The 15,678-nt window shown below is 60.3% G+C and carries 13 protein-coding genes and 3 pseudogenes; 9 read left to right on the top strand and 7 right to left on the bottom strand.

Features of this window, described 5'->3' with window-relative positions:
• Positions 1-175: 175 nt before the first annotated feature.
• Positions 176-466 carry a hypothetical protein gene (locus QQL28_RS31965; protein ID WP_284271907.1) on the top strand — a complete coding sequence of 97 codons (291 nt, stop codon included), beginning with the start codon at positions 176-178 and terminating at the stop codon, positions 464-466.
• A gap of 1,636 nt (positions 467-2,102) precedes the next feature.
• Here the strand turns inward: QQL28_RS31965 and QQL28_RS31970 are convergent.
• Complete coding sequence (locus QQL28_RS31970; protein WP_284271908.1) at positions 2,103-2,543, bottom strand: VirK family protein; 441 nt, start codon at positions 2,541-2,543, stop codon at positions 2,103-2,105.
• Positions 2,544-3,941: 1,398 nt separating this feature from the next.
• On the opposite strand from QQL28_RS31970, the gene QQL28_RS31975 reads away from it, so the two are divergent.
• Complete coding sequence (locus QQL28_RS31975; protein WP_284271909.1) at positions 3,942-4,628, top strand: hypothetical protein; 687 nt, start codon at positions 3,942-3,944, stop codon at positions 4,626-4,628.
• A gap of 112 nt (positions 4,629-4,740) precedes the next feature.
• On the opposite strand, the gene QQL28_RS31980 is transcribed toward QQL28_RS31975, so the two are convergent.
• Positions 4,741-5,238 carry a GNAT family N-acetyltransferase gene (locus QQL28_RS31980; RefSeq protein WP_284271918.1) on the bottom strand — a complete coding sequence of 166 codons (498 nt, stop codon included), beginning with the start codon at positions 5,236-5,238 and terminating at the stop codon, positions 4,741-4,743.
• Between QQL28_RS31980 and QQL28_RS31985 the strand changes: the two genes are divergently transcribed.
• The 3 genes and pseudogenes from QQL28_RS31985 to QQL28_RS31995 all read left to right on the top strand — a co-directional run bounded on the left by QQL28_RS31985 (position 5,238) and on the right by QQL28_RS31995 (position 6,667).
• Entirely contained in the window at positions 5,238-5,489 is a 252-nt protein-coding gene (locus QQL28_RS31985) for a hypothetical protein (protein WP_284271920.1), read from the top strand. The two genes, QQL28_RS31980 and QQL28_RS31985, sit on opposite strands and share 1 nt — an antisense overlap.
• Positions 5,490-5,768: 279 nt before the next feature.
• Complete coding sequence (locus QQL28_RS31990; protein WP_284271923.1) at positions 5,769-5,999, top strand: hypothetical protein; 231 nt, start codon at positions 5,769-5,771, stop codon at positions 5,997-5,999.
• Positions 6,000-6,348: 349 nt separating this feature from the next.
• Positions 6,349-6,667 (top strand): annotated as a pseudogene (locus QQL28_RS31995) (DUF736 domain-containing protein).
• A gap of 879 nt (positions 6,668-7,546) precedes the next feature.
• Here the strand turns inward: QQL28_RS31995 and QQL28_RS32000 are convergent.
• A complete protein-coding gene (locus QQL28_RS32000) occupies positions 7,547-8,692 on the bottom strand; it encodes a LysR family transcriptional regulator (RefSeq protein WP_284271925.1) in 1,146 nt (381 codons plus the stop codon).
• Here QQL28_RS32000 and QQL28_RS32005 point away from each other — a divergent pair.
• The 3 genes from QQL28_RS32005 to QQL28_RS32015 all read left to right on the top strand — a co-directional run bounded on the left by QQL28_RS32005 (position 8,683) and on the right by QQL28_RS32015 (position 12,069).
• Positions 8,683-9,756, top strand: a complete 1,074-nt coding sequence (locus tag QQL28_RS32005) for an aromatic ring-hydroxylating dioxygenase subunit alpha (RefSeq protein WP_284271926.1) — start codon at positions 8,683-8,685, stop codon at positions 9,754-9,756. The two genes, QQL28_RS32000 and QQL28_RS32005, sit on opposite strands and share 10 nt — an antisense overlap.
• Before the next feature lie 10 nt (positions 9,757-9,766).
• Positions 9,767-10,744: a PDR/VanB family oxidoreductase gene (locus QQL28_RS32010; protein WP_284271927.1), complete on the top strand. Its 978-nt coding sequence runs from the start codon at positions 9,767-9,769 to the stop codon at positions 10,742-10,744.
• A 1,004-nt stretch (positions 10,745-11,748) separates the two neighbouring features.
• Positions 11,749-12,069 (top strand): DUF736 domain-containing protein, encoded by a 321-nt coding sequence (locus QQL28_RS32015; protein ID WP_258768666.1) that lies wholly within the window; start codon positions 11,749-11,751, stop codon positions 12,067-12,069.
• A 338-nt stretch (positions 12,070-12,407) separates the two neighbouring features.
• Here QQL28_RS32015 and QQL28_RS32020 read toward each other — a convergent pair.
• A pseudogene (locus QQL28_RS32020) lies at positions 12,408-12,637 on the bottom strand (ABC transporter ATP-binding protein); the annotation flags it as partial.
• A 111-nt stretch (positions 12,638-12,748) separates the two neighbouring features.
• Here QQL28_RS32020 and QQL28_RS46245 point away from each other — a divergent pair.
• Positions 12,749-12,826, top strand: a pseudogene (locus QQL28_RS46245) (ABC transporter ATP-binding protein C-terminal domain-containing protein); the annotation flags it as partial.
• Here QQL28_RS46245 and QQL28_RS46250 read toward each other — a convergent pair.
• From QQL28_RS46250 to QQL28_RS32035, 3 genes are all read right to left on the bottom strand, one after another.
• The gene (locus tag QQL28_RS46250) at positions 12,820-12,942 is read right to left on the bottom strand and encodes a twin-arginine translocation signal domain-containing protein (protein ID WP_431309676.1); all 123 of its coding nucleotides are present in this window, start codon (positions 12,940-12,942) and stop codon (positions 12,820-12,822) included. The pseudogene QQL28_RS46245 and the gene QQL28_RS46250 sit on opposite strands and share 7 nt — an antisense overlap.
• A 49-nt stretch (positions 12,943-12,991) precedes the next feature.
• Positions 12,992-14,092 (bottom strand): NAD(P)-dependent alcohol dehydrogenase, encoded by a 1,101-nt coding sequence (locus tag QQL28_RS32030; RefSeq protein ID WP_284271937.1) that lies wholly within the window; start codon positions 14,090-14,092, stop codon positions 12,992-12,994.
• A gap of 80 nt (positions 14,093-14,172) precedes the next feature.
• Complete coding sequence (locus tag QQL28_RS32035; RefSeq protein ID WP_284271940.1) at positions 14,173-15,648, bottom strand: benzaldehyde dehydrogenase; 1,476 nt, start codon at positions 15,646-15,648, stop codon at positions 14,173-14,175.
• Between the last annotated feature and the right edge of the window lie 30 nt (positions 15,649-15,678).

Raw genomic sequence — 15,678 nt, forward strand, 5'->3', positions numbered from 1 at the left:
CGCTCAGGCTTGTTCGTGCCTTCCTGACCTTCAAGAGCGTTTGAAAACCTCCGGGCTCGTTGGCCCTACCGAATGCTTTCTTGTCCAAGTTGTTGGAAACTTCGTGGGCATTTTCCTCGCCGGCCCCACCTTTTGCGTTGAGTTCCGACAGCTGCGCATCTAACTCGGCGAAGAAATGCTGCGAAAGCTTGTGCTATTGTTTTGGTCGGATAGCGAGCTTTTGCTGCGTGCTTGGGCTGGGCGATTTCTAAAAATGCGATTGATCTGCAAGGGCGCAATGCTGGTCGCGTTTTTTCCCGTGATGGCCTCGAATATCTATTGGGGGCGGCTGGACCTTTCTCTGGGCTGCCTGTTTGCTCTTGCCGTCGGCGCAATCGTGGGGCGTCTGATCAAGCGGTCAATGGTCCGCCGCGCCCATGCCGAAATGCGCAGTCTCTACGGCTCCGAATGGGGAACGGATAGCTAGCGCATAGGCTCTGGTAGAATGAAGACCGACTTGTCAGCGTATGGTGTAACCAAATTTACTTCCGAACGAGCATCTGCAACTTTATTGGCCGACCGTGTCCGCGAAGAGGTATAAGGACCTGAGCGAGCCAGCTCACGCAGCCTTTGTCCCCTAGGATGGATCGCTCACGCCCCGAGTCACAAGGCCGCGCGTTGCGACGGTGATCGATGACCGAGATCGAGTCTTGCGAAGTATTGCTTCGAGCGCCTGCTTGATCGCTGCGATGACAAGCTTGGAGATGAATGAGTTTTTGGAAATTTGCTCTTACCCCTCCAGGGCGTTCGGTCAATGGATCCCTTAGGGATAGCTGGCGGGTGAGGGCGGCTTCGGCAAGCCGTGCACGCAGAGAGACCTCCCTCGCCCATATCGTGAGCCTGGCTAGAATTTCTCGGGCGATATCGTCGTTCTGGACAACACTTAAGATAACGCCTTTGCGTCATCCGGTAGCGGCCCCATTTGTGAACGGGTCCTTAGTGTCGGCACGCCTCCGGGTATTGTGTGCAGATACCAGCAGGATCCGGGGTAAGATCTACACAGTCCGGGTCACCGGCGCACGGACTTGGTGGTTTGGTTGCGAGCGTATTGGTGTCGAAATATCGCGCAGCGTGCCTCGCGACGTAAACGAAAGTGGGCACCGCCGCAGCGAGCGCGAGGGCGCCCGCCGATATAAGCAACAATTTTTTCATTCCGAACGTCACTTCCTTAGGTTGACCCCAGCCCCCGCAGCCTAGCAGCTCCAGCTTGAAATGCAAATCTAACACAACGTGAGGTTTAGCGATTGCGCCGCATCCGATGGCGGCTCTTCGCGTATCCGGATTCCGACAAGTAGCGGCAGGTGACTGCGGACGCGGCAAGTTGAGCTGTGCAACACCATCATTTGCGATGGTCGTTTCCTCTGATGTCGCGGTGATGAGGAACATAGATCACAGTTCGTGTCTTCCGGCACTATCGATCTGTCGCAGCCGAGCCGATAGAGGGCTGTTGGCATGCGTCGGTGTGTGGTCTGGAAAGAGCGAACGATCGTCTTCTGCCCGATGTGAAGCCTGGCCCCTGGCATACCCAAGCTCAGAAAAAGGCGAAAGCGTTGGCTCACCCACTTGGCGCGCTTCAGGTCCACGCGCTTCAGGTCTAAAATGTTCGATCAACACGCCTCTTCGTGCCGTGATCTATGGGCCTATCAGCAGGTGTTTGGCCTTGCCGACAATGTAGGACACCTCAACCTGGGGGGCGCCTCGTTCACCGAGCTTCAAATGTGCCTGTCGCGCTCGCGCGGAGACGGCGTAAGCGCGACCAGGCTGGCGAGTCGAAGGGCTATGTGGGATCCCATTAGGCCCCGGCCTGAGAGCGGTGATCTGATGACCGCTATCGAGGGCCACGCAATAGGTGTTTCACGCTCGAGACTCGTAGCTGGCCGAAAGCGCGCTTTTCCGCTAAACCCTGAAGTAGCCGCCGAGTGCCAAATTGGTCTTACCCGAGATCCATGCGGGGCCATCAGCAATGATGTCCCAACCACGATCTTTTCAGGCAGTCGTTTGCTCACCGAGCCCGGCGGCCGATAGCAAAGGCGCCGGTCGGCCACTCGCAGTGCTTCTCCCGATTACCAGACGAACTTCGCCCCGTCCGGCAGCTCGCACACGAATTCACCTTGGTTCACGACTTCGGCCGCACCAGCGGCCAGCTTGGAGGCCCTAACCATGAGCTTGCCTTCGCGATTGAGGCTGTGGCGGATGTATTCCGTAACCGGGTGTCCCGAGCTGTCCAAGGTTTGATGCGCATTGGCGAAACTGATGCCGTTCTGGGCGCTCACCCTGAAGGCGTTGATAGTCAGTCCGCCCTGCACGGCCGGCCCGGGCTTGTCGCCGTCGGCGGTGGTACAGCGACTGAGATCTAGTATGACCTTCACATCCTTGCCGGCCTGCAGGGCATTGAGCACGTCCGTATATTTCGGCGAGGGCCCGTCGGCCTTGACGATCGTGCTTACGCTTGCAGTCAAAAGCAAGGATAACAAGATCGACAGGCGTCTGCCACAGAACTGCATATGCTCTTCTCCTCTAAAGATTCGCAGACGAAACAGCAATCTGCCCGATGTCGTATTCGGAACACCTTGGCGTATTGCGGACGTCAGGCGAAGGTCGCGTTCGCGACAACAACATGTGTTGCAACAGCTTGCAAGTTCTAGCGAAGGCAAAGCTAACCTCACAACCTCGTACGTGAGGTTTGCAAAGTGAGATGACGATCTCTGATATTCTCCGCACTATTTATTCCGGCAAGAGATCTTGCGACGAGGCACGCGGCCTGCCTCGCGAGCGGATTGGTTCGCTGTCGCTAACTGTCCATGCCGCGCAATCTAAATCAGAGGTTCATGCCCGTCCTGCAGGGGCGGCCGCTGTATCTGCGCGAGTCTTCGCAGCGGGGAGCTTGCTGATGAGTAGCTACGTAATGATACGGAGGTCGGCCGTCGCACTATGTTGATCTACGAATTGCATCCTCTCCCCATGATGCCATACAGACCAATCTACGATCCTCAGCTCTGGCGAAGTCGTGCGCAAGCAACGCGCACTAAAGCGGATGCGCTCGTACCCGGCAGACCGAGAGACAGGCTCCTGAAAGTGGCCGAGGAATACGAGAAGTTAGCCCAACATGCAGAAGAGTGCACAGGGCTCAGAAACGATGAAGATTGAGTTTTTACATCACGAGTGCTGATCGTCCCTGATTAAACTCTCGAGCGTTCCCATTTCATTGGGATGTCGGCGCCTTTTCAGCTCGCAGCCGCCGGAACCGTGTGATCCGCCGCATCATTCGCACTTTCGAATCCGCAACGGACGCGTCCAGTCGCGCAGATTGCTCGGAGTGCACACACTTTCGTCGATAATTGATTTCAGAGTTGGGTCTGCGATTAGGAGAGGCAATCAGAATTGATTCCGACCGAAGAAACTGTTGTCGAGCACGTGCTCGCATCATTGACAATCAGCGCCTTGCAGAATCGGGCCGCTCCCACCCCCGAACAGGTGGTGCATCACTTGGATATTGCGTGCGAGAGAGCGGGTCTCATCCGGACGCACGCATCTACGATCCGGATATTGGAGCGTATCTCACGTGAGATCGGTCAGGCGGAGTCGGTGTTGGAGTTCATCGGCCGAGGTGAGGTGCAACCACACTGAGTTGTCGAATGAATCTGCTCATGCTTTGGGTGACAGAAGGAAACCGGAATCAGGAAGCCGGCTTGAGTTGGCGGTCTGCCGAGACAGGACGTTAGCTGATCCCCACTTCGATGGCCTTGCGGCCTTGAGGCCGCGGTGGGTGTTCGGGAATCCCAAGGAAGCATTTGCGCGCCTTGCATCCCTCGACTGCGGAAGCGCCGCACCATCGCGAACGCGCTGTCGACCAGATGTTTCAGTGTTCGGCTCGCAATCATAGGAAGCGAGCAGCGCGTCGATTGCCCGCACGCCTCGCCTTGGTTCAATTCAAACAAAATCGTAAGCTGCGGCCGAATGACTCTCGACGCCTCAATCGTACCAGGAAATCGCCTTTCTGGTACAAGGCGGATTTGCGTCTCGATTTCATCATCTTTTGGTTCTATACACTAAAGTGCGCCGTGGTGGTGGTGGAGGGCGCAGTCGCTACTCCTTTAAGCGGGACCACCACCGTGCTTGCCCTTGGACTTGCCCTCAATCTCATTGGGCTCGGCCTGCTGTTCTGGCTGACCGTTGCTCTCGCAGTATACGCCCTCCCATTTTTTGTCGCCGTCAGCGCCGCTGTAATGGCATTGGATCACGGCGGCGGAATTAGTGCTGCGCTCACTGTCGCGATCGTCGGTGCGGCCTTGACGCTTGCCATTGCTCAATTCGCCCATTCCATGACACGGCTGAGCACTGTGCGCGGCGTGATTGGCGCGGTTTTTGCTATTCCGGCAGGAATTGCTGGTTTCCATGTGACGCTCGCGTTATCGCAGATCAGCGTGCCGTCGCCGTTCTGGTGTGAGGCCTTGGCATGCGTCGGCGCAATCTTCATCGCCGGGAAAGCTTGGATGCAGATCACTTCTTTATCGGGCCAGGTGGCGAGCCGGCCAGGACGACCAATTCTGCCTCAACCGGTTCTGACCGACGCAGCGCCTGAGGAATAGCCTCTGGCCGCTAGGTCTGAGATTGCGTTCCCTCGACGCGAGCTGAATGCGCGGCCGGACTTAAGATCCATACCATTGCATCGCCAACGAAAACGTACGATAGATCAATTAGTTAGGTGAACTGACGGCGTTTTCTTAGACCAAGGACCATGTACCTTGCGTGTTCGTCGTAGGTAGCGAGCTTCTTGTTGAGGGCGTCGTCTTCAAGGGTGCGGAAGCCATGCCTCTCCCAGAACGCCGTTGAGTCATTTACGGCCACCAGTGAGATGTTAGGAAAGCCCGCTTCTTTTGCGTGGGTGATAAGTTTGCGCACCACATCCGAAGCCACGCCATTGCCGCGCGTCTCGGGCAACAGCGCGATATCGTGCACATAGAAAGTGGACGCAGGGTCTGGCAGCCGTTCCAATAGGACATTGAGCACCGGTGGCTGCTTGAAGTGCCAGGGATGGCTGACGATGTAGCCGGTGATTTCCGCCGGCCCAGCATGAAGGACAAAGCAACCGCCGGGATAGAGGTGCTGTCGCTCCGCAAATACCGCCTCCTCCTCGGGGTAATTTAGGTGCACTCGGTCGGCAATGCCGATAACTGCCGGAAGATCTTGGGTTTCCATTGCCCGCCAAGGCATTCACAATTACTTTCTATGAATTCGGAAAGGTATCCATCCCTCAGCCCTTCGCGCATGTCCAGATGGGGGCGAATGAAAACGGCACGAGCTTTGCTCCCGCGCTTTGTCTTGCCGATCTTGCCGATCTTGCCGATCTTGCCGATCTTGCCGATCTTGCCGATCTTGCCGATCTTGCCGATCTTGCCGATCTTGTGGATGATGACGCGGTCATGAGCACTCCTGATTCGGGATATTGATCGCGTTCACGTTCTCTCCGTGCCGGACAGATCTTGGGCCCCTCCGCGGCTTTAGTGCCGGGCGGTTCCAGAGGTGCAGATAGTGGGCAGAGGGACCGGGTAGAAGCTTCGATTCGTTCACCTCAAACGCGTAGCCCAGCGTCCAGGCTCCATCCGGACACCTCACGCGATCGCGCGGGCGTGGACTCGGCATTTTGTAGCGCCCGCTCGACTGAGCGATCTGCAGAGGCGGGGGCTCACCAATCTTGCAGCTTCTCGCGGGATGATTTGCGGTGGCGCTTGTCGCTCGAAGCGCTCAGATGCCCTGAGGATCTGACGCGAGCTTTCAAACCCGATCCCATATTCGCTGCTCTCGCGCAGCACGAGAAGATCGATGAAGCATTGGCAGATGCGGCCGATGCGCTTGAGACGGCCGAACGGCAATTGGACCTAGCAGGGCAGCTTAATCCGTGTGTGCTCAGCATCGGCAATTCTCATTATGACAAGGACGGTTTCTTTGACGTCACATGAGGAAATCGACCGGTACACTCCGCTCGCCTTCTTGTATTGCAAGTCGAGCTCTGCCACGTCTTCCGCTTAAGTTTGTGTTCAGCGCTCGGACGCACCTTGCCTCGTTGGCTTGATCTGGCCGAAGACCGGCTGCGCCTCGATCGTCTGAGCCGCAACGCCGCCGGTTGAGACTTTCTTCCCCTGGGCTAACGCCCATTCCTCGCGAGACAAGAAAGTCTTCCCGTCGGCGTCCTCCGCTTAGCGCTCCGGCCCGCGAGAAAGCGGGTGCGTCGCCGATCGTCTTCGGCTCTCAGATCGCCATCGAGGCCGCGGTGGTCGCGGGGCTCGAAACAACTCAAGGAGAATTGACATGGCTAGCATCGGTTCGTTCAAAAAGGTCGGCAACGATTTCCAGGGTGAGATCGTCACGCTGAGTCTGCAGGCCAGGGGCGTCCGCATCGTCCCCGAGGCCAACCGCTCAAACGAGAACGCGCCCAGCCACCGCGTCTATGTGGGCCGGGCGGATCGGGGCAGCCTGGTCCAAGCGCTCCGAGGAAGGCCGCGACTACCTCTCGCTCAAGCTCGATGATCCTTCGTTCAACGCGCCCATCTACGCGAACCTGTTCGACGATGAAGCCGGCGAAGGCTACACGCTCCTCTGGTCACGGCCGCGCAAAACCGGCGAGTAAGCCTCGCTCCCGCAACGCCCCGCCCGATCCGATCGGGCGGGGCGCTTTTCTTCAAGCAGACAGGCGAAAAGTCGGACGAGGAGATTATGCTAAGGGAAAGCTCCATGATGAAAGACGAGTTTGCCTTTCGGATGTTCGTGAACATCTTGATACCCCCTGGCAACGTCAGATTCATATGAAAGGAAACGTGGCTGGAGGAGCTGAAGTGCGAGCGATGACTTCGATTCGGTTTGTCATCTACCGCGTGGGTAAGTTGACGCCACAGCTACGACTGCCCTTGGATCTTCAATTATAAGATTAGTGGGGTAAATGCCGATAGGCCACGGTTGGCTCGTGCTATCGATAGTGAGAGCTGCGGCCGTTCATACAGAGCTGCGCGCAACTATGTTCGGCATGGCACGACATCCCCGCTTGGCAGGCTCCGATGTCGCCTCAACATTCGCTATCGGCAAACGCACAAGCTCCACGGTGCAGTCGAGTTCTTGAACCCCAAAAGACCTCCAGCCTCGCGTCAAATCTTCCAAAAACACCACATTTGGTGGAGGCAGTGTATCTGCTCTCTAACTACGCGAACATGTTCGATGACGGCGAAGGCTACACGCTCCTTTTGTCGTAGCCGGGCAAGTCCGCAAAAGAAGCTTCGCGCCTACCCGCTCGATCTGCTCGGGCGCGGCGCTCCTCGAAGCTGACAGCAAGGCACCCGCCACCGCAGTGTCTCGTTTCGGTCGGCGCGACGGATAACACGTGGAGCTGAGCCGTCTCCTCTCGACTGATCTGGTCGTATTGGCGGTCGGCAAGCTGGCGGTTTAGTGAAGGTAAGGAGGTTGGTGCGAATCCAGCAGGAGAAGGAGACAGTCGCATGCCGGCTGTCCCAGAGATTCAAGCTCCGGCATTGACGCTGCCGCGGCTGCGCCCGAAGGGCGCGGCAAGAGCCGCCTTGTACGGCAGAGTGCCGGCAATTCGGGCCATGAGTTGCCTCAGCCACCGGTGGGCGGCTGAATGATGCGTCCGGGACGTCCAGGTCATGCCGACTTGAAACGGTTCGGGGAAAGGACACGACGTTGCTACGACGGATTTGGCGATGCTCGAAGCGATGCGGCTTGGTACCGTCGAGACCAGATCCGTGCGGGGGAGAATGTGGGTCAGATCGGAGATGCTCGGCACCGTGACCACCTGGTTGAGCGACAGGCCGCGTTCATCGAGCCCTCTGAGATAGCCTGAGCGCCAGGTGCCTCCATAGGTGACGACGGCGTGGTTCGCCTTGACATAGTCGTCGACGCGCAACCTCCTGCCGGCGAGCAGATGGTTGCGGTGCATAACGCACACATAGTGGTCGTCCAGTAGATGGCGATGATAGAAGCTCTCGTCCTGCACCTCGTAGGGGCCAACGAGAAGATCGGTTTCGCCGCGTTTGAGAAACGCCATGCCCTTGGCGCGCGCCGTCTTGATTTCCAGCATCAGGCGCGGCGCTCGGCGCCTGATCTCGGCGATGGTGCGCGGCAGAATGATCGAGCGTTCGTAATAGTTGCAGGCGATCGTGACCCGCCCGGACGCGCTTGCGGGATCGAAATCCGCCGGCTGCATCAGGCCCTCGAAGCCCTCAAGCAGGCGGCTGGCACACTCAACGATCTCGACGCATCTAGGCGTTGGCGCGATGCCGCCGTGCTGGCGCACGAACAGCTTGTCGTGGAACGCCGCGCGCAGCCGGTCCATGGTGTAGCTGATCGTCGATTGGTTCGTACCGAGCGCTTCGGCGGCCTTCGAAAACGAGCCGAGTTCCGACACCAGGCGCAAGGTACGGATCGCGGCAAAATCAATCGCAAGCGGATCCCGATCCTTTGCCATCTTTCTTACGATCCTCCTTGCGGAAACCAAACCACCATATCGAAAGAGTAGATAAGGGATATCAACTCTGTCCGATTGTCCCATAACTATTGCCAACGCAATCTGCTCGAAAATGGGAGTTAAGACGGCAAGTCCGCGACCAGCAACCAAAACATGGAGATAGCTGCACCATGAACGCACCCAAACCCTTTCCGCTCAATGCCTGGTATGCGACGGCCTGGTCTCACGAGATCGCCCGCGAGCTAACCGCCCGCACCATTTGCGGCAACAACGTCGTGCTCTACCGCCGTACTGATGGCGTCGTCGCGGCGCTGGAGGATGCCTGTTGGCACCGACTGCTGCCGTTATCGCTCGGACACCTCAAGGGCGACGACGTCATGTGTGGCTATCACGGGCTGGTCTTCAATTCGGCCGGCCGCTGCTCTTACATGCCCGCGCAGAAGACGATCAATCCGTCTGCCTGCGTGCGCGCCTATCCGGTGGCTGAGCGGCATCGTCTGGTCTGGCTGTGGCCCGGCGATCCAGCGCTGGCAGACCCTGCCAAAATACCGGATTTTCACTGGAACGACGGTAAGCAATGGGTCGGCGAGGGCGGCACGTTCTATCAGCTGAAATGCGACTATCGCCTGGTGATCGATAACCTGATGGACCTTACGCACGAGACCTATGTGCACGCCGGCAGCATCGGCGACGAGGCGATCACGGCTTCGCCCTTCGACGTGACCCACACGGGCAACACGGCGACGATGACGCGCTGGATGATCGATATCGAGCCGCCCCCGTTCTGGGGCCGCCAGCTCGCACGGCCGGGCCGTGTCGATCGCTGGCAGATCGTGACCTTCCAGGCGCCATCGGTGGTCGTCGGCGACGTAGGCGTGGCACTGACAAATACAGGCGCACCGCAAGGCGACCGCTCGCAAGGCGTCAGCGGCGCGTTCTTGGCGGCGATCTCACCGGAAACTGAGACGACCTGCCATTATTTCTGGAACTTCGTCCGAAATTATCGGAAGGATGATGCGCAGCTGACGAGCGAGCTCCAGCTCGCCCATGTCAATGGTGGGGCAGGCGTCTACGATCAGGATCACCGAGTGTTGGAGGCGCAGCAGGCTGCCATCGACAAGAACCCGCGTTCGCCCTTTTACGATCTCAACATTGACGCGGGCGCGCTCTGGGCTCGGCGGCTGATTGACGGAATGATGGCCGACGAACAGGCCCGCGTACCCGCGAACGTTGCGGCCGAGTGAGTGAAAAGTCATGGCCAAGCCGATGGAACGGATTAGTGCACGCCTTCGCGCCACTAGCGATCTCACTCCTGACGTCCGTCTTTTCGAGATCGAGCCGGACCGCTCGTTGGGCAAGGTAACGCCTGGCAGTCACATCGACGTCCTTGTGCCGACTGATGGGCGGCCGCAGCTTCGCAGCTATTCATTGCTGGGACCTTGTGCCGACGGACTGTATCGCATCGCCGTCAAGCGGCTCGCGTCGAGCCGGGGCGGGTCTGTGGGCATGTGGCGCCTCAAGGTGGGCGAGCGACTCACGATTTTCGAGCCGGGAAACAGCTTCGAATTAAGCTACGGCCGGCCGGACTACCTGCTACTAGCCGGCGGCATCGGCATCACGCCGATCTACACGATGGCGCTGGCACTGCACCAAGCTAACGCGAATTTTCGCTTGCTCTATGCCGCGCGCAGCCGTCGCGACCTCGCTCTTGCGGACGAGCTGACCACTTACGTCGGCGAGCGGCTTCAGCTTTTCGTCGGTGAAGAAGGGCAGCGGATCGACATCGGCGGCGAGATCGCCCGACTTGACGCGCGTGGCGAGCTCTACGTGTGTGGCCCGTTCGGCATGTTGGAGGCGGCCAAAGAGCTTTGGAACCAAGCGGGCAGGCCCGCGACGCACCTCCGATACGAGTCGTTCGGCAATACCGGAGGCTTCGCGGCCGCCCCGTTCAAGATCAGGGTTCCCCGATTGGGCCTGGAAATTGACGTCCCTGCCCATCGCTCCATGCTGGAGGCGCTTGAAGATGCCGGTGTCGGCATGATCTTCGGTTGCCGGCGCGGAGAATGCGGTCTTTGCGTGCTGCCGATCCTGGAGGCGTCGGCTGAGGTCGATCATCGTGACGTGTTCTTTAGCAGTGAAGAGCGAGCGAGGAACAGCAAAGTCTGCACCTGCGTGTCGCGCGCGGCGAGTGGTTGTGTAACACTCGATACGCCTGATCGAACGCCAGACTAGCATCATTCATCCAAGGTCTCGCAGCGTCGGGCTCGGGGCTACATAAGACCGGCGAGTAGCCTCGCTCGACCAGCGTCCCGCCCGATCTACTCGGGCGGGGCGAGCCCTTGGGAGTTAGCAGCAAGGCACGCGCGACGGCGGTCTACCTCATTCCAATCGGCGCCCGGCCAGACGACCAGAAACACCAAGCGCGCTCGGCAAAGCAGTTGAAAATTGCACCGTGCCCCCCGGCGGGCGTCTCCCCCGGAGATACTCAAATCCTCGATCTGAGCGGCGAAGAGGCGGACCCTGGCTCAACCCGGCTGGTCCGTGCGTTGCCGGAACGGCTCAAAAAATTCACGAGTCATCTTGTCAACGACTAAGCCTCGAGCGGAATAACGGCTCGCCGCGATCGCCAAATGCGCAGTGGCGAGCAAAGTCTGCCTTAACCGGCCCTGATGGACTGACAAGGAATAGTGCTTGGCCGCTATATCTGGGATTGCTTTCCGTTCGGGCGTCCCCGTGACTCTCATTGAAAAGCTTCTGAACAGGGCGGCGCTCTTCGTTCCGCTAGACCACAGCTGTGCCGGCCTCATTCGGCCCTGTCCGGGGTCAATGGGAGAGGCTCGGTTGGGGCTTTTTCTTAGCGACAATGTCGCCGTTTCCCGCACGCTCTTTCTTTCTCTACCTCGAAACCGGTCACCTTCTTGTATTGCAAGTCGAGCTCTGCCACGTCTTCCGCTTAAGTTTGTGTTCAGCGCTCGGACGCACCTTGCCTCGTTGGCTTGATCTGGCCGAAGACCGGCTGCGCCTCGATCGTCTGAGCCGCAACGCCGCCGGTTGAGACTTTCTTCCCCTGGGCTAACGCCCATTCCTCGCGAGACAAGAAAGTCTTCCCGTCGGCGTCCTCCGCTTAGCGCTCCGGCCCGCGAGAAAGCGGGTGCGTCGCCGATCGTCTTCGGCTCTCAGATCGCCATCGAGGCCGCGGTGGTCGCGGGGCTCGAAACAACTCAAGGAGAATTGACATGGCTAGCATCGGTTCGTTCAAAAAGGTCGGCAACGATTTCCAGGGTGAGATCGTCACGCTGAGTCTGCAGGCCAGGGGCGTCCGCATCGTCCCCGAGGCCAACCGCTCAAACGAGAACGCGCCCAGCCACCGCGTCTATGTGGGCCGGGCGGAAATCGGGGCAGCCTGGTCCAAGCGCTCCGAGGAAGGCCGCGACTACCTCTCGCTCAAGCTCGATGATCCTTCGTTCAACGCGCCCATCTACGCGAACCTGTTCGACGATGAAGCCGGCGAAGGCTACACGCTCCTCTGGTCACGGCCGCGCAAAACCGGCGAGTAAGCCTCGCTCCCGCAACGCCCCGCCCGATCCGATCGGGCGGGGCGTTCTTTGACGCCGGCAGAAAGACGTCGTCAAGACGGACGGATCAATCACAATCGACTGGTTCCTCTCAATTCGCTTTGCTGTTTTGGGAGGCGCTTTGCAAGATTCCTTTCGGGTAAACTAGGCACCAGTGTCCTTGCGAGCTCGAACAGGGTGACTACAGTGTGTGAATGCTGATCGAAAAATGACCCCCATCGGTGTCTTCGGGACCCCATCAAGTCATTGATTGCATTGAATCTGATTAGTCGGCCCCCACGCCGATTAGGGTCGAGACCCCACGCCGAAACACACCCCTGAAGCTCGACGCACCCTTCGAGCATGCAGATCAGCCGGTCGGAACCGCATGGTCGAGATCCTGCTCGACAAGAACGATCGCGATATCCCGTTCTGCCTTCAACGCCGCCAGATTGGCGTAGAGTCCCTCGATGGCTGCTGGTGAAAGGCCGAGCGAGACTTCGTCGAGCAGCAGCAGCTTCGGATCGCTCATCAACGCGCGTGCGATGGCGACGGCCTGACGCTGCCTCCCGACAGATTGGTTGCAGGAGAGCCCGTCACGCTTAAAGGATCGGGCATGACCATCGTCTGGATCGAGCACATCCTACACGCGCTGCTCGATATGATCGACCGGCTGGTCTGCATGAACGCCGGGACCGTCATTGCCGAGGGCGATTCGGCTGCGGCGATGGCCGATCCGGCCGTACGGCGCGCCTATCTCGGCGTGATCCGAATGACATCGTCAGCGGCTGCAAATGCGCGCCGGTTGAGCCCGCTGAGGCTCAGGCCCGCTGCACCGGCGGCCGTTCTCTTCAGGAATTGACGTCGTGTGGTCATGGTTTCCTCCTCATGTTGTCTGCTTGATTGCTGTTCGTTCGCATCTGTCTCAGGTCATTCGCACGATCGGTTTGATGACCTCGCCGGTTTCCGAGGCGCGGATGGCCTTGTTGATCTCGTCGAGCGCGTAGAACTTCACGAGCTTGTCGAAGGGGAAGCGCCCCTGCCGGTAGAGATCGATCAGCATCGGAATGAAAATGTCCGGATTGGACTCGCCTTCGACGATGCCGATCAGGCGACGGCCGCCGCTCATGAAGTGGGTTTCGTTGAGGACGATCTCGGCATCGGGTCCCGAAGCCCCCAGGATGCCGCAGGCGCCGCGCGGGCCGAGGCTTTCCACCGCGCTGCGGATCACGGCGGGAAGGCCGGTCGTGTCAAGCACGAAATTCAGCCCGCTGCCGGTGGTCCGCATGATCTCTTCGACCGGATTGACCTTGGTCGGATCGATCGTGTGCGTCGCGCCAAGCGCCTTGGCGACGCTCAGCCGCGAAGGCTTGGTGTCGACCGCGATGATCGTGGTCGCGCCGACGACGACCGCGGCCATCAGGGCGGACAGGCCGACCGAGCCCGCGCCGAACACGGCAAAGGATTTTCCGGGCGAAACGCGCAAGGCGTTCAGGACCGCGCCGGCGCCCGTCTGCACGCCGCAGGCCAGCGGTCCCAACAGCTCGAGCGGCGCATCGCTCGGCACCTTCACGACATTGGCTTCATGGCAGAGCGCGTGGGTTGCGAAGGAGGACTGGCCGAAGAAGTTGCCGTTGATGCGCTCGCCGTCCCTGGAAAGGCCGCTGCTGCCGTCGACGCGAGTCGCGAAGAAATTGCGCGGGAAGAATTCGTGGCAATAGGTGGTCGCGTGATCGCGGCAGCTCGGACAGGCGCCGCAGGAATTGAACGTCATCACCACATGATCGCCCGGCTTCACCTTGGTGATCGCCGCGCCGACGGCTTCGACGAGGCCAGCGCCTTCATGGCCGAGCACGACAGGCAGCGGCGTCGGCAGCATGCCGTCGCGCACGACGAGATCGGTATGGCAGACGCCGGTCGCGGCCACCTTGACCAGGATTTCGTTAGCGCGTGGATTTTCAAGGTCGACGCTTTCGAGGCTGAGCGGCGCGCCCTTTTCGCGGGCGATGGCGGCACGGATCTTCATTTGTGGATCTCCGGACAGGGAATAAGGGGATTGGGAGCGTGGGCATCCGGCGCAGTGCGCGCCGGACGCCATGCGGAAGATCAGAACGGGTAGGGCGTTGCCTGCGGCTTCTCGGAGGTCCAGACCCACTGTGTAAACTCCTCCCAGATGGCGGGGCCGCTGACGCGGCTGCCATTGCCGGAGCGGCCGCGGCCGCCGAAGGGCGCGAACGGACCGCCGTTCACCGTCTGGTCGTTGATGTGGAGCTGGCCCACGTTCAAGCGCTCGCCGACCGCGCGGGCGCGCGCGATCGAGCCGGAGATGACGCCGGCGGCAAGCCCGTAGTCGGAGCGATTGGCGAGCGCGACCGCTTCATCGTCGGTCTCGAAGCTGGCGAGGCAGGCGACCGGGCCGAAGATCTCCTCCTCGAAGGCAAGCATGCCGGGCTTCACGTCGGCCAGCACCGTCGCCTGATAATAGCGGCCGTCATGCACGCCGCCGGCGAGCAGCCGCGCGCCCTTGGCCACCGCATCGTCGACGATGGACTGGATCTTCGCGACCTGTGCGTCGCTGATGATCGGTCCGAGCGCAACACGGCCGGACGAGGGATCGCCGGCCGGCAGATGCCGCGCCTTCTCTGCGATGCGGCTTGCCAGCCCTTCGGCGATTTTCTTCTGCGCCAGCACGAGACCGGTCGACATGCAGATCTGCCCCTGGTGCAGGAATGCCCCCCAGGCAGCGTTGGACGCTGCGATATCGAGATTGGAATCGTCGAGCACAATCAACGAATTCTTGCCGCCGAGCTCGAGCTGAACTTTTTTCAGGTTGCGGCCGGCGACCTCGCCGACCTTGCTGCCGCCTGCGGCCGAGCCGGTGAACGAGATCATCGCGATGTTGGGATCGGCGCACATGGCTTCGCCCGCGTCCGCGCCGCCGGGCACGACCTGCAGCACGCCGCGCGGCAGGCTGGCTTCCTCGAAGATGCGCGCGATGATGATGCCGCCCGACACAGCCGTGCGCGGATCTGGCTTGTGGATGACCGCATTGCCGACCGCGAGCGCGGCCGCGATGGCGCGGATCGAGAGCACCAGCGGGAAATTGAATGGCGAAATCACGCCGACGACACCGTGCGGTACGCGTCGGGCTGTGTTCGAGCGGCCCGGCTCCATCGACGGCAGCAGGATTCCGTTCGGCTCGAGCGCAACGGCGGCGGCATGACGCACGAAGCCGGCGCCGTGCTCGATCTCGATTGCCGCCTTCGGCTGGATCGACCCGCTCTCGCGTATTATCCAGCCGATCAGCTCCTCGGCATTGCGCTCGAGGAGGTCGGCCGCCTTGTTGAGGATTGCAGCGCGCTCTTGAGGCAGCCTGGCTGCCCAGGCCGGCTGTGCGAGCCGCGCCTCTGATGCGGCCTTCGCGATGTCAGAGCCATTGCCGATGCCGACCGTGCCGAGCACAGCGCGTGTCGCGGGATCGCTGACATCGGTCACGCCGCCGCTGGTCGCCGACCATTCGCCAAGGAATGCCTTGCCCTGCCATCGCTCGATGGCGATGAAATTGTGGGTCTGCGTGTTCATCAAAGTATCCTCCAGTGTCCCGCCAGCGCG

Origin of the sequence: Bradyrhizobium iriomotense, from assembly GCF_030160715.1 — a bacterium.
In the GTDB taxonomy this organism is placed as follows: domain Bacteria; phylum Pseudomonadota; class Alphaproteobacteria; order Rhizobiales; family Xanthobacteraceae; genus Bradyrhizobium; species Bradyrhizobium iriomotense.

Coding starts and splice junctions, on each gene's coding strand:
- QQL28_RS46250 (WP_431309676.1), bottom strand. CDS start 12,942: ATGACCACACGACGTCAATTCCTGAAGAGAACGGCCGCCGGTGCAGCG.
- QQL28_RS32005 (WP_284271926.1), top strand. CDS start 8,683: ATGAACGCACCCAAACCCTTTCCGCTCAATGCCTGGTATGCGACGGCC.
- QQL28_RS31970 (WP_284271908.1), bottom strand. CDS start 2,543: ATGCAGTTCTGTGGCAGACGCCTGTCGATCTTGTTATCCTTGCTTTTG.
- QQL28_RS31980 (WP_284271918.1), bottom strand. CDS start 5,238: ATGGAAACCCAAGATCTTCCGGCAGTTATCGGCATTGCCGACCGAGTG.
- QQL28_RS32015 (WP_258768666.1), top strand. CDS start 11,749: ATGGCTAGCATCGGTTCGTTCAAAAAGGTCGGCAACGATTTCCAGGGT.
- QQL28_RS32035 (WP_284271940.1), bottom strand. CDS start 15,648: ATGAACACGCAGACCCACAATTTCATCGCCATCGAGCGATGGCAGGGC.
- QQL28_RS32030 (WP_284271937.1), bottom strand. CDS start 14,092: ATGAAGATCCGTGCCGCCATCGCCCGCGAAAAGGGCGCGCCGCTCAGC.
- QQL28_RS31965 (WP_284271907.1), top strand. CDS start 176: ATGCTGCGAAAGCTTGTGCTATTGTTTTGGTCGGATAGCGAGCTTTTG.
- QQL28_RS32010 (WP_284271927.1), top strand. CDS start 9,767: ATGGCCAAGCCGATGGAACGGATTAGTGCACGCCTTCGCGCCACTAGC.